This window comes from Brucella sp. NBRC 14130 (genome assembly GCF_040371715.1).
Lineage (GTDB): Bacteria > Pseudomonadota > Alphaproteobacteria > Rhizobiales > Rhizobiaceae > Brucella > Brucella intermedia.
The window spans coordinates 12,776-24,625 of the sequence record NZ_BAABTE010000022.1 but is presented as its reverse complement, the minus strand read 5'-3'; the positions used below and the strand labels follow the sequence as shown (position 1 = coordinate 24,625).

The following is an 11,850-nucleotide window of genomic DNA, read 5'->3' as shown; positions in this document are numbered from 1 at the left end:
ATGCTGAAAGCTCTCATGCCCCTTTTGACTGCAATGGCAGGCGAGGAACTGAAGTTCGTGGCGGGCCAGACGAAACGCGCCGCGATCTTCGGCGCGGCCATCGCGATCTTCGCGATCATCGCAGTCACCTTCCTCTGTGTCGCCGCTTTCCTGGCGCTTGCGCAGAGCTATGGCGGTCCGCTGGCGGCCCTCATTCTCGCGGCATTGTCGCTGATCGTGGCGCTTCTCATCCTCGCGGTGATGAAGATTCAGGCTGCGTCAGAGGCCAGAAAGCGCAAGGAGAAAATGGAGGCGGAGAAGACGGCCATGATGGCAACGGCAGCAATCGCAACCGTTCCCGCCATCCTCAAGCGACCGATACTGATCGCCGCCCTGCCGCTTGCGGGCATTGCGCTCGTCTCGCTGCTTTCCGACAAGAAAAAGCGCCCGCCGCGAAGCTGACACGCCTGATCGGGACACGCTGTCCAAACCTTGAAAACGCCGGCCTCATGGGGTCGGCGTTCGTCGTTCGGACCCAGGGGCTTCTATTGGCCCGCCGCCTTGTCGGAGCTTTCGAGGAGCGAGGACAGACGAACGATCACCCGCGTTCCAACACCATTATCGGTCTTGCAATAAACCGGCTTTTCGCCGAACTGCATGCAAAGCTGCTCGATGACGAGCGTCCCGAGACCGTTCTTTTCGCCGGTTTTGTGATGGTCCAGTCCGACGCCGTCATCTTCCACGACCAGCACCGGAACGGCATCCTCACCCGGCTTCAGGCTGATGCGGATATGGCCTTCCGTGCGCCCCTTGAATGCATGCTTGATCGCATTGGTGACGAGTTCGCCCAGAATGATGCCGATCGTCGTCACATCGCGGGCTTTCAGGTCAAGCGGCGCCAGATCGGTGGTGAACTCGATCTTCCGATCCTGCCCGATGGCGTTGCGGATATCATCGATGACGGTGCCAAGAAAATCGTCCACGCGGGCCGATTCCATGTCCTCGCCCAGACGCAGGCGGCGATGTGCCGTCGATACTGTCTGGACGCGGTCGCGGGCGGCGGCAAGGGCGGCGCGTGCATCCTCGCTGCGGGTCTGGCGCATCTGGAGGCCAAGCAGCGATGACACGGTTGCCAGCGAATTGCCGATACGATGGTTGGTGTCCTGTAGCAGAAGCTCGACCCGCTGGCGCTCGCGCTCGGCGATGCGACGCTCCTCTTCCAGCTCGGCGGTCCGTTCCTTCACGCGCTGCTCCAGCAACTGTTTTTCGGAACGCAGCGCGGTCTGCCCCTCGAACATAGACCGCGCATAACGCTGCACGCGGCTGAACAGCAAAAGCGCCAGCGTGGCGGCGGAAGCCAGCGCCACGATGGAGGTGGCGGTCATCCAGTAGCGCATGCGGTTGATGCGCTTGTTGCGCTCGAGAAGCTGCTGTTCTTCCGCATCGATGAATTGCGTCACCGTGCTGGCGAGCTGGTCCATCAGCACCTTGCCCTCGTCGCCGCGCACTTTCTCCACCGCTGCCGCCACATTGCCAGCCTGCGCAAGACCGACCGTCTCGCGCACATCTTCCTGTTCACGTTCGACCAGCGCGCGGATCTGCTTGACCCGCGCATCCTGCAACGGGTTCTGGTCCGTCAGGGCTTCAAGATCGGCGAGCGTCTTGTCGACGCTCAGGATAGTATTGCGATAGAGATCGAGATAGGTCTCATCGAGCGTCAGAAGATAGCCGCGTCGGCTCATCTCAATATTGCTGGCAAGGCGCGCAACCTTGTCGACCTGCTGGCGCAGGGCATAGTTGCGGGAAATATCGATTACCTGGTGGTTTACGCCTGACGACAGAAACAGGGTCATGATCGCCGACAGAAGCACGAGCCCAAGCGAGACGATAACCGCAACCGGCTTCGACGTCGATTGAAGCAGTTTTTTCCACAAGGCTGATGGCAAGACGCAACCCACAAACAACAATCACTGCGCCGACAAGAAATATCAGCAACCGCTAACCTACAAGTGACTGGAGATAAAAAGCAATCGCTGCGAGCAAAAAACCGCACAGGTCCGGGTTTTCTGCAACAAAAGCTCTCCCCTGTCCAGCGGACAGGGGCATCAAAGATGCATCATGCGAAGCTTCTCAACGTGGCCCGCGATGAATCCGCATCGGGACCGTAATCGCTTTCGCCCTCGATCTTGAGGATTTCCTGCAGGCGCGTGCGGGCACGGCTGACGCGGCTCTTGATGGTTCCGACGGCACAGCCGCATATTTCGGCGGCTTCCTCATAGGCAAATCCCGAGGCGCCGATCAGGATGATCGCTTCGCGCTGGTCGTCCGGCAACTGCTCCAGCGCTGCACGGAAATCCTGCAGGTCGAGCGTGCCATATTGGGAAGGATGCACGGCGAGTTGCTCGCTGAACACGCCATCCGTGTCCTGCACCTCGCGGCCGCGCTTGCGCATCTGCGTGTAGAACTCATTGCGCAAGATGGTGAACAGCCAAGCCTTCATATTGGTCCCCATCTCGAAGGACTCCTGCTTGGCCCAGGCTTTCATGATCGTATCCTGTACGAGATCATCCGCTTTGTCATGCTGGCCGATCAGCGACACCGCGAAGGCGCGCAGGCTCGGCAGCGACGACAGGAGTTCTCGCTTGAACTGTGCATTACTCTCAACCGACGGACCGGGTGCTGTGTTCACGCATACTCTCCTGTTCAGCCTGATCGAGTTTTTCGAGAAGATCGAGGAAGCGATCCGGGATCGTCTCGTCCTGTATCGAGGTGTACAGTGCCTTTAGTTTCAATCCGACTTCACAATTTGGTCCTAATATATCCTTCTGAACGCGGCGGGTCGACCGAACCCCGGCTCCGTTCATAAGAAGGTTTTCTTTTTCTGCCATATCTTGATCATTCCGGGCTGATTGCCCTACCCTATTAATCTAAGCCCCTGCTTGTCCGGGAAATGCGCGGGTTTCTAAAAAGTTCCCGATTATATTTCCAACTTGCGGAACTTTTTTCAAAACGCCCCGTTTAGGGTAACATAATGCTGCGCTCAAAGCATAGGCGGGAGAGGGTCAAACCTGTTCGCCAATGTGCATTCAATGAACGAAAGCGGCAGTTGAGGAGTTCCATTACCATGACGTTATCGACGCGTATCGCGCCGCACCTTCCCTATCTTCGTCGTTTTTCCCGCGCTCTTACCGGCTCGCAGGCTTCCGGCGATGCCTATGTGGCGGCGGCGCTTGAAGCATTGATCGCCGATGTGAGCATATTCCCGGAGGGTTCCTCCGACCGGATCGGTCTCTATCGCCTTTTCTGCAATCTCTACAAGACGGCCTCCGTCCGCGTGCCGGAACCGGCGTCGGAATTTGCATGGGAACAGCAGGCGGCAAGAAATCTTGCCCATATCGCCCCGCTGCCGCGTCAGGCCTTCCTGCTTGTGGCAGTAGAGGGTTTTTCCGACAAGGAAGCCGCCGAAATTCTCGAACTGGACGACGCCGAACTGAGCCGCGTCCTGTCGGTCGCTTCGACCGAAATTTCGCGCCAGGTGGCGACGCGCATCATGATCATCGAGGATGAGCCGCTGATCGCGATGGATATCGAGCAGATGGTGGAAAGCCTCGGCCATGAGGTCGTGGGCATCGCGCGCACCAGGGATGAGGCGCTGGCGCTCTACAGGCAGGAGAAGCCGCGCATGGTGCTGGCCGATATCCAGCTCGCCGATGGCAGCTCGGGCATCGATGCGGTGAATGAAATCCTGCAGAACGATGCAATACCGGTCATCTTCATCACCGCATTCCCGGAACGCCTGTTGACGGGCGAACGCCCGGAACCGACCTTCCTCGTCACCAAGCCGTTCAATCCGGATATGGTGAAAGCACTGATCAGCCAGGCGCTCTTCTTCGAGGAAGCCTCGCAGGTCGCAGCCTAGCGGCAGGGAGCGAAGCGATTGCCTTGATACGAAGTCCCGAAAGGCATGCCTTTCGGGACTTCGGCCCGTTAGCACTTCGCCCATCTGTCAATCACCCCGCCTTACGCCCCGTTATGAGTATTTAGAGTTGTGAGCGCGCTAATTTTCCCCGGACCACGGAACAAATACCGCTTGGATGGCGTTTCTTCTTCACCCAATAAAGAGGAGACCGAAAATGCTTTACTATGCGCTTGTATTTCTCGTGGTGGCACTCGTAGCAGGTGCGCTTGGCTTCGGCGGCATCGCTGGTGCGTCGGCTGGTATAGCGCAGATTCTGTTCTTTGTGTTCCTTGCCTTGCTCGTCATTTCGCTCATCGCGTCGGCGATCCGCAAGGCTTAGACCGCACAAGACCGAAGGCTGTTTTTGACCTCCTGAAAGCCCAGCCTATATTAGACTCCAGTGAAGGTGACCGCCGCATAAGCCATGCGGCGGTTTACCGATTTAAGGATTTGGGCCGGTTCAACGACCGGAAAATGAAGGCTCGACCGCGACCCGCCAGCCGGTCGAAGAAAACGGACGCAATGGCACGCAGATTTCCGATCAGTCTTTCCGGAGTTTTTGACGTGTCGCCAATGGGCGGTCCGGCTATTTGTTTCGTTGCATCCTCCACCGCAAAACCGCTTGGCACTTTTGCTGGAAATGCGCTGAGTGGGCTGCGGGTTGAATGAGGCAGACATGACAGCTGGCACAAAATTCAACCTGCAGGATACCGAGCCGGACGCAGCGCGTCTGCGGGCCCTGTTGCGGGCAGTGCGCAACAGCAATGTCTGCGTGCTCTATCAAGGCCCCGACCTCGCCTATTCGTGGGGCGAGAACATTCCGCTCTACTGGCAGGAAAAGTGGAAAGTGGGCGGCAACGACTGCGACTTCATCTTCTCCGCAGCCCTGCACAAGCTTGTCGGCGCCAAGCAGGCGGCGCTTGATACGGGCGAAGCGCAGAATGTGGAGATCGCCATCAATGACGGCGACAAGCTGCGCTGGATAGAGTTTCATGTCGATTGTGACCGCGACGACGAGGGCAATATTCAGGGCCTCGTCACCACGGCGATCGAGATCAGCGAGCTGAAGCGGCGCGAGCAGGTGCTGAAGACCCTGCTGCGCGAAGTAAGTCACCGCTCCAAGAACCTTCTGGCCATCGTGCAGAGCATCGCCAGCCAGACGGCGCGCTTTACAGACACAATCGATGATTTCCTGCTGAAGTTTCGCGGGCGCATCCAGTCGCTGTCCTATTCGCAGGATCTGGTGACGGATTCGAACTGGCGCGGCGCATTGTTTCGCGATCTCGTGCATTCGCAGGTCGAGAAATATATCGACGTCAGCGACGAGCGCCTGAGCATCGAAGGAGATAACCCCTATCTTTTCCCGGGCGCGGCCCTGCATGTCGGCCTTGCGCTGCATGAACTGGTGGTCAATGCGACCTCGTTCGGCGGTCTTTCCATCCCCTATGGCCGGGTGAAGATTTCGGCGAAGGTCCTTCATCTGACGGGCGGCGTCGACCGGCTGGAATTCCTCTGGGAAGAAACCAATCCGGCGATGCCCGAGGTTTTCGAGCATGACCCGCGGTTCGGCAGCGCCGTGTTGCAGCGCATCGTCCCCGCCTCCGTCAATGGTCACGCCGATTATCGCATCGACGGTACCGGGGCGGTCTATTCGCTCACCATCCCCACGGAGCAGTTCGACGCCTGATGCGTAAGGCGTTAGAGCATTTCCAGCAAAAGTGTGAAACGGTTTTGCGTTGGATAATGCGATAAAACAAATAGTTAGAGCGGTTCCGGCGATTCTGTGAGGAACCGCTTTAGTGGGCGTTCTGGGACATTTGGGAGATCAAAAAAAAGCCGCCATGGTCCCGGCCTTGAGCCTGAACCACGGCGACTTGCTCTGAATTTGCGGAACGCCAGCTGCTTAACGTTTAACGGTCAGCGCGGCATTCTCGCCGCTCGCCTCGTGCGGGGAGGTTGAGGCGAACTGTGAAGACCGCGTTGTGGGGGCGGGGTCACGGCCTTCATGGGCGCTAAACGCGGCAAACGAAATTTGGTTCCGTCAGTTTCCGATTTTTTTGCAATAAAGTTCGAGCCGGTGATGGACGATCTCGTAACCGAGCGACCGGGCGATTTCTTCCTGCAGCTTTTCGATCTTGTCGGAGCGGAATTCGACCACCTCGCCGGAATCCATGTCGATGATATGGTCGTGATGCGCGCCGCTCGCCTGCTCGAAACGCGAGGGCCCGCCGGCAAAGGCGTGCCGGTGAATCGCGCCACGCTCTTCCAGAAGCTTCATCGTGCGATAGACGGTCGACAGCGAAATGCTGCTGTCGATCTCGACCGCCCGGCGGAAAATCTCCAGCGCGTCGGGGTGATCTTCCGTCTCGGTCAATATGTTCAGGATGATCCGGCGCGGCCGCGTGATGCGGACGCCTGCCTGGCGCAGTTCCTGTTCATAATCGGGTTTCTTGTACGATTCACTCATGTGGCAATTATGCACTGTCCGGGCTCCAGTTGCAAATTTTTGCAACTGGCAGCGCACCGATCTCCCCAGCCCTTGTTGGGATTGCGCATGGGAGCGCATATCGATCTGGTTGAATCAGTTCGGCGCTCCAATCTCGTCTGTTTGAAGCATGATCTTGTCGATCCTCGTTTCACTCCGGCCGGATCACGCTCCAGTGACCGGGCTCCACCTGCGAGCCGGACACCTTGTCGTTCAGATGGTATTGTCCCCTGCCGACCCGCACGAAAAGCGCATCGCCTTCCGGTTGATTGGCGGTACAATTTTCGGCGAGGAAAGAGAAGTATCTGGAGTAAGGCCAGCCGGGAGCGACGCGACGCACGTCTCTCGGCGTGAAAGGTTCGGCAAGAATGCCCTTCACCCTGACCGCATTATGGATTTGAGGATAAATAGTCGATCCAATTTTCCACATGCCAGATACTATCACTACCATGCGTAGCATTCATATCCCGTGAACATGGGATGATTGCAGTTTTGCTGGATCGAAAAACTTTGAGTAGACAAGCAAGCTTGGCTGGACCGCGAAAAAGGGGATGATGCTGGTACGCCCAAGGGGAATCGAACCCCTGTTTGCGCCGTGAGAGGGCGCCGTCCTGACCGCTAGACGATGGGCGCCTGAGCCATATTGCTGATATAAGCGCCAAAAGGAAAAAGCGCAATCCTTGCAGGCAGAAAGAAACAGGGCGGCAATCATGCCGCCCTGATCAGTTTGTCCCAGAGCATTTCCAGCAAAAGCGCGGTGCGGATTTGCGCAGGATAATGCTTTAAAACAAATAGATAGAGCGGTTCCACGATTCCGTATTAAACGGAACTGCTCTATTCGACATTGCCGAGCTTGATGCGGCCGATGATGCGGGACTCGCGATAATCATAGATGATGAGTTCCGTGCCGCCGTCCGGCAGCAGCGTTTCCAGCGAAAGTTCGTTGCCCGAAAGGCTTTGCGAAAGAAGGCGGGTACCGGGCGTCAGGTTGATCTGCGATTCGATCAGCTTCGGCGGCTCCGGCTTTGCGGGCGCAGGCGCGGCCTGTCCGGGAATATCGGAACGGGCTTCGTCAACCGGGGTTTCCGGCGCGCGATTGATCTTGTAGACAACGGCGACAAGCACCGCCATAAGACCGATCAGCATGACACCGATGGAGACGGCCAGAAGCCGGATCATTTTGCGGCGCACACGTTCCATGGCTGGATCAAGCGCGGGCTCGCCCTGTTCATCCGGGTAATAGCCCTGCTGATAGTCCTGATAACCCGAATCCTGATGATTCTGGTATCTTGGATAGTGTGGATCCTGCATTCAACGACTCCGGTTCGAACTGCGCCGTGTTACGGCGTGTGGCGCGTGATAGAGCATTTTGCAGCCAAATGGAAACATTTGACGTCGCATAAATGCGGTAAAATCAAGAGACAGAGCAGTTCTGACGATTTCGTTAAGACAGAGCCGCTCTCAACAAGGAAGACACGAGTGAAAGAGCTTACGACCGACTCCGATGCCACAGGCAAGCGTCTCGACCAGTGGCTGGCCGCAGCATTGGGGCCGGACCTCTCGCGCAGCCGCGTGCAGTCCCTCATTGCCGAAGGCCATGTGACCATCGACGGCGTGCCCGCCCGTGAAACCAAGCAGAAGCTGCGCGAAGGCATGACAATCGCCCTCGTGCTGCCTGAACCGGAGCCAGCCGAACCGATTGCCGAGAACATCCCGCTCGATATTCTCTACGAGGACGATGATCTCATCGTGATCAACAAACCCGCCGGGCTTGTCGTTCACCCCGGCAACGGCAACTGGGCGGGAACACTGGTCAATGCCCTCATATATCATTGTGGCGATAGCTTGTCGGGCATCGGCGGAATCCGCCGCCCCGGCATCGTCCATCGCCTCGACAAGGATACGAGCGGCGTCATGGTCGTTGCCAAGAACGATCTTTCACACCGGCATCTGAGCGAACAATTTGCCGACCATGGCCGCACCGGAGATCTGGAGCGCGCTTATCTCGCCCTCGTCTGGGGCATGACCGAACGCCCGCAGGGCTACATCGACGCCCATCTCGGTCGCTCGCACCGCGACCGCACCAAGCAGGCCGTGGTCAATGAAGAGCGCGATGATGCCCGCCACGCCATCACCCATTATGCCACGGTCGAAAAATTCGGCCCCCGCGAAGACGCGACCGCCCTCGCCTCGCTCGTCGAATGCCGCCTTGAGACCGGCCGCACACATCAGATCCGCGTGCACATGGCCCATATCGGCCACCCGCTTGTCGGCGACATGGATTATGGCAGCGCCTACAAGACCAAGGCCAACAAGCTGCCGGAACCGCTGAAGGAGGCCGTGCGCGGTTTCCACCGGCAGGCCTTGCATGCCTTTCTTCTGGCTTTCACCCATCCGTCCACCGGGGAGCTGATGCGTTTTGAAGCGCCGGTGCCGGAAGATATGGAGCACCTTCTGGAAAATTTCCGGAAGCATTCTATATAAAACTGGCAACCGTCACGGTTGGCCGGAAGGATGGACAACTGATAGGTCTGAAGGCTGACCAACACCAGGATCCGGGGCGCGGTTGTGGTGAAAACCGCTCTCTCAACACCAAAGCATTTCCCCCAAGCGCGAAGCGGTTTCGTGCCGGATGATGCTTGAAAACAAAGAGATGGAGCATTTCCGGTGACAGGGAAAATGCTCCGCCACCTTACATTTCATACGATTTGCGAAACCTTTGGCCCTGACCAACGTTCACATTGTAGTGACAGTTTGTTTCATGAGTTAAAGGATCGTGTTTTTGCCAAAATCATGCCTATATATGGAGGCTCGCGAGAGGGAAGTGCAGGAGGCAGCCCCCGCGACAGGTTCGCCAGACGGGAACCTGAAATCATAAAGGAGGGTGCTCTATGGCCCAGATGAATCTCCCAAGCATCACGTCAGGTGACGGCGGTCTTACCCGTTATCTGGAAGAAATCCGACGTTTTCCCATGCTTGAGCCGCAGGAAGAATATATGCTGGCCAAGCGTTATCACGAACATACCGATCCCAAGGCCGCTCACAAGCTGGTGACGAGCCATCTGCGTCTCGTGGCCAAGATCGCCATGGGTTATCGCGGCTATGGCCTGCCGATCGGTGAAGTCATATCGGAAGGCAATGTCGGTCTCATGCAGGCCGTCAAGCGTTTCGAGCCTGAACGCGGCTTCCGTCTTGCCACCTATGCCATGTGGTGGATCAAGGCTTCGATCCAGGAATATATCCTGCGCTCGTGGAGCCTTGTGAAGATGGGCACGACCGCCAATCAGAAGCGCCTGTTCTTCAATCTGCGCAAGATGAAGAGCAAGATTCAGGCGCTCGACGACGGCGACCTCAACCCCGATCAGGTCAAGCAGATCGCGACCAAGCTCAATGTGAGCGAAGACGAAGTGGTGTCCATGAACCGCCGCCTGTCCGGTGATGCCTCGCTGAATGCGCCGCTGCGCGCTTCGGAAGGTGAATCGGGCGAATGGCAGGACTGGCTGGTCGATGACAGCAGCAGCCAGGAGCAGATCCTGATCGAACAGGACGAGCTGGACAACCGCCGCTCCATGCTGGAACAGGCGATGGATACGCTGAACGACCGCGAACGCCGCATTTTCGAGGCCCGCCGCCTCTCCGACGACCCGATGACGCTGGAAGATCTTTCCAGCGAGTTCAGCATCAGCCGCGAGCGCGTGCGCCAGATCGAAGTGCGTGCCTTTGAAAAGGTTCAGGCCGCGGTCAAGGCCGCAGCTTTCAAGCAGCAGAAGGCGCTGAACCATGTCGAGGAAGCGCACGCCTAAAGCGCGTTTCAGATATGCTCTGCTGATCTTTTTACTGCCGCAGAATGGGAAACCATTTTGCGGCAGAACTATTTGAATACTACCGGCCCGCCTCGCCCTTCGCGAGTTCAAACCCCTCATCCATCCAGCCTGTCAGTCCGCCCGCCATGATCTTGACGGGACGGTAGAGGTTGGCGAGCCGCAAGGCGCCCCGTGCTGCGCCATTGCAATGCGGCCCGGCGCAGTAGGTGACGAAAACCGTATCCTGCGACCACTCCGCCATCTTTGACGCGATGATCTTCCCGTGCGGCAGATTGATCGCGCCCGGTATGTGACCTTCCGCAAAAAGCGCTGGGCTGCGCACGTCCAGAAGCACGAAATCGGCGCCCTTCGACAAGGCGTCGTGCACGTCCGAACAATCGGTTTCGAAGGTGAATTCTGCCGCGAAATGTTCGCGGGCCACCCCGCTCGGTGCCGGTGAAATGGCCGTCACGGCTGATCTTTTCCCGGTCTTGGGTGCACTGTCCATGGACGATCTCCTGTTGTCTTCAGGAAGATTTCGCCTATTTGCCAATGCGCTTGCAATTGGCGAGATTGACAATATACGTAAAGATAATGACAAACCGCACACCAGACCTGCAAGGCCCGCTCGTCGTGGCGCTTCTCTATGACCGGCTTTGCACTTTTGAATTCGGCATCGTCGCCGAAATCTTTGGCCTGCCCCGGCCGGAAATGGGACCGGGCTGGTATCGCTTTGCCAGTTGCCCGATTGAAGAGGGTCCGCTGCGCGCGCATGGCGGTTTGCTCATCACACCCGATGGCAGTTCCGACCTGATCGATGAAGCCGACATCATCATCGTTCCGGGCTGGAAAGGTGCGGACATTCCGGTGCCGGAAGCGGTCAGCGAAAGGCTTCGCCGCGCGCACCGGCGCGGGGCACGTCTTGCCTCCATCTGTTCGGGCGCGTTCGTGCTGGCCGCGACGGGGCTGCTCGACGGCGGCACCGCGACCACGCACTGGCGCCATGCCGAGGCACTGCGCAAAAGGCACCCCGAAATCGATGTCGATGATGCGTCGCTCTACCGCGAACATGATCGCATATTCACCTCGGCTGGAAGCGCGGCGGGAATGGACCTCCTGATCGAAATCGTGCGTCAGGATTTTGGGGCGCTCGCCGCGAATTCGGTTGCCCGGCGGCTGGTCATGCCCGCCCATCGCACCGGCGGGCAGGCACAGTTCCTGGAACGGCCAGTGACGAGGCGCGAGGGCACGGCAATCAGCCCGGTCCTGGACAGGATGCGCGCCAGTCTGGCGGCGGAATGGACAATCGGGCGCATGGCGGCGGAGTGCCGGATGAGCCCGCGCACTTTCCTGCGGCGCTTTGCCGAAGCGACCGGCGCTACCCCCGGCGACTGGCTCACCATGGAGCGCGTCGCAGCGGCAAAGGAACTGCTCTCGCAAGGAGAGGCAAGCATCGACGATATCGCCGCTTCGGTCGGTTTTGGAAGCGCCCACACGCTCCGCCATCATTTCCGCCAGAAGATCGGCATCAGCCCGGCGGAGTATCGCAGGCGCTTCCTCGTCGAAACCGTCATCCAACCGATATAAAACCGTCAAACAACTGTAATGGATTGGCTTTAGGGACG

General features: G+C 58.3%; 14 protein-coding genes and 1 tRNA gene. 7 read left to right on the top strand and 8 right to left on the bottom strand.

Annotation, left to right across the window (positions count from 1 at the left end; all coding sequences use genetic code 11):
• Positions 1-441 carry a hypothetical protein gene (locus ABWW28_RS25270; protein WP_176588507.1) on the top strand — a complete coding sequence of 147 codons (441 nt, stop codon included), beginning with the start codon at positions 1-3 and terminating at the stop codon, positions 439-441.
• Positions 442-524: 83 nt separating this feature from the next.
• Here ABWW28_RS25270 and ABWW28_RS25265 read toward each other — a convergent pair whose 3' ends face one another.
• The 3 genes from ABWW28_RS25265 to ABWW28_RS25255 form a co-directional block, all read right to left on the bottom strand.
• Positions 525-1,925 (bottom strand): sensor histidine kinase, encoded by a 1,401-nt coding sequence (locus ABWW28_RS25265; protein ID WP_031347271.1) that lies wholly within the window; start codon positions 1,923-1,925, stop codon positions 525-527.
• A 170-nt stretch (positions 1,926-2,095) separates the two neighbouring features.
• A complete protein-coding gene (locus ABWW28_RS25260) occupies positions 2,096-2,668 on the bottom strand; it encodes an RNA polymerase sigma factor (RefSeq protein ID WP_006467673.1) in 573 nt (190 codons plus the stop codon).
• Positions 2,640-2,867 carry a NepR family anti-sigma factor gene (locus ABWW28_RS25255; protein ID WP_006467674.1) on the bottom strand — a complete coding sequence of 76 codons (228 nt, stop codon included), beginning with the start codon at positions 2,865-2,867 and terminating at the stop codon, positions 2,640-2,642. The genes ABWW28_RS25260 and ABWW28_RS25255 overlap by 29 nt, the downstream gene beginning before the upstream one ends.
• A gap of 236 nt (positions 2,868-3,103) precedes the next feature.
• Between ABWW28_RS25255 and ABWW28_RS25250 the strand changes: the two genes are divergently transcribed.
• The 3 genes from ABWW28_RS25250 (at position 3,104) to ABWW28_RS25240 (ending at position 5,624) form a co-directional block, all read left to right on the top strand.
• Complete coding sequence (locus ABWW28_RS25250) at positions 3,104-3,898, top strand: response regulator (protein ID WP_022569738.1); 795 nt, start codon at positions 3,104-3,106, stop codon at positions 3,896-3,898.
• Positions 3,899-4,112: 214 nt separating this feature from the next.
• Positions 4,113-4,277, top strand: coding sequence for a DUF1328 domain-containing protein (locus tag ABWW28_RS25245; RefSeq protein WP_006473348.1), 165 nt, complete (start codon positions 4,113-4,115; stop codon positions 4,275-4,277).
• A gap of 336 nt (positions 4,278-4,613) precedes the next feature.
• Complete coding sequence (locus tag ABWW28_RS25240; RefSeq protein ID WP_021587977.1) at positions 4,614-5,624, top strand: sensor histidine kinase; 1,011 nt, start codon at positions 4,614-4,616, stop codon at positions 5,622-5,624.
• A gap of 354 nt (positions 5,625-5,978) precedes the next feature.
• Here ABWW28_RS25240 and ABWW28_RS25235 read toward each other — a convergent pair whose 3' ends face one another.
• The 4 genes from ABWW28_RS25235 to ABWW28_RS25220 form a co-directional block, all read right to left on the bottom strand.
• Positions 5,979-6,404 carry a Fur family transcriptional regulator gene (locus ABWW28_RS25235; protein ID WP_006473346.1) on the bottom strand — a complete coding sequence of 142 codons (426 nt, stop codon included), beginning with the start codon at positions 6,402-6,404 and terminating at the stop codon, positions 5,979-5,981.
• Positions 6,405-6,573: 169 nt separating this feature from the next.
• Entirely contained in the window at positions 6,574-6,852 is a 279-nt protein-coding gene (locus tag ABWW28_RS25230; RefSeq protein WP_031347272.1) for a hypothetical protein, read from the bottom strand.
• A gap of 128 nt (positions 6,853-6,980) precedes the next feature.
• Positions 6,981-7,055, bottom strand: a tRNA-Glu gene (locus ABWW28_RS25225).
• A 201-nt stretch (positions 7,056-7,256) separates the two neighbouring features.
• Complete coding sequence (locus ABWW28_RS25220) at positions 7,257-7,733, bottom strand: hypothetical protein (RefSeq protein WP_021587980.1); 477 nt, start codon at positions 7,731-7,733, stop codon at positions 7,257-7,259.
• A 168-nt stretch (positions 7,734-7,901) separates the two neighbouring features.
• On the opposite strand from ABWW28_RS25220, the gene ABWW28_RS25215 reads away from it, so the two are divergent.
• The gene (locus ABWW28_RS25215) at positions 7,902-8,906 is read left to right on the top strand and encodes an RluA family pseudouridine synthase (protein WP_021587981.1); all 1,005 of its coding nucleotides are present in this window, start codon (positions 7,902-7,904) and stop codon (positions 8,904-8,906) included.
• 407 nt (positions 8,907-9,313) lie between these two features.
• A complete protein-coding gene (gene rpoH / locus ABWW28_RS25210; protein WP_006467693.1) occupies positions 9,314-10,225 on the top strand; it encodes an RNA polymerase sigma factor RpoH in 912 nt (303 codons plus the stop codon).
• A 79-nt stretch (positions 10,226-10,304) separates the two neighbouring features.
• Here rpoH and ABWW28_RS25205 read toward each other — a convergent pair whose 3' ends face one another.
• Complete coding sequence (locus ABWW28_RS25205; protein WP_021587982.1) at positions 10,305-10,733, bottom strand: rhodanese-like domain-containing protein; 429 nt, start codon at positions 10,731-10,733, stop codon at positions 10,305-10,307.
• A gap of 86 nt (positions 10,734-10,819) precedes the next feature.
• On the opposite strand from ABWW28_RS25205, the gene ftrA reads away from it, so the two are divergent.
• A complete protein-coding gene (gene ftrA, locus ABWW28_RS25200; protein ID WP_021587983.1) occupies positions 10,820-11,812 on the top strand; it encodes a transcriptional regulator FtrA in 993 nt (330 codons plus the stop codon).
• The last annotated feature ends 38 nt before the right edge of the window (positions 11,813-11,850 follow it).

Bases quoted from the DNA above. Each gene is read 5' to 3' on its own strand.
- ABWW28_RS25270 (WP_176588507.1), top strand. From the start codon at position 1: ATGCTGAAAGCTCTCATGCCCCTTTTGACTGCAATGGCAGGCGAGGAA.
- ABWW28_RS25255 (WP_006467674.1), bottom strand. From the start codon at position 2,867: ATGGCAGAAAAAGAAAACCTTCTTATGAACGGAGCCGGGGTTCGGTCG.
- ABWW28_RS25250 (WP_022569738.1), top strand. From the start codon at position 3,104: ATGACGTTATCGACGCGTATCGCGCCGCACCTTCCCTATCTTCGTCGT.
- ABWW28_RS25245 (WP_006473348.1), top strand. From the start codon at position 4,113: ATGCTTTACTATGCGCTTGTATTTCTCGTGGTGGCACTCGTAGCAGGT.
- ABWW28_RS25240 (WP_021587977.1), top strand. From the start codon at position 4,614: ATGACAGCTGGCACAAAATTCAACCTGCAGGATACCGAGCCGGACGCA.
- ABWW28_RS25235 (WP_006473346.1), bottom strand. From the start codon at position 6,404: ATGAGTGAATCGTACAAGAAACCCGATTATGAACAGGAACTGCGCCAG.
- ABWW28_RS25230 (WP_031347272.1), bottom strand. From the start codon at position 6,852: ATGTGGAAAATTGGATCGACTATTTATCCTCAAATCCATAATGCGGTC.
- ABWW28_RS25220 (WP_021587980.1), bottom strand. From the start codon at position 7,733: ATGCAGGATCCACACTATCCAAGATACCAGAATCATCAGGATTCGGGT.
- rpoH (WP_006467693.1), top strand. From the start codon at position 9,314: ATGGCCCAGATGAATCTCCCAAGCATCACGTCAGGTGACGGCGGTCTT.
- ABWW28_RS25205 (WP_021587982.1), bottom strand. From the start codon at position 10,733: ATGGACAGTGCACCCAAGACCGGGAAAAGATCAGCCGTGACGGCCATT.
- ftrA (WP_021587983.1), top strand. From the start codon at position 10,820: ATGACAAACCGCACACCAGACCTGCAAGGCCCGCTCGTCGTGGCGCTT.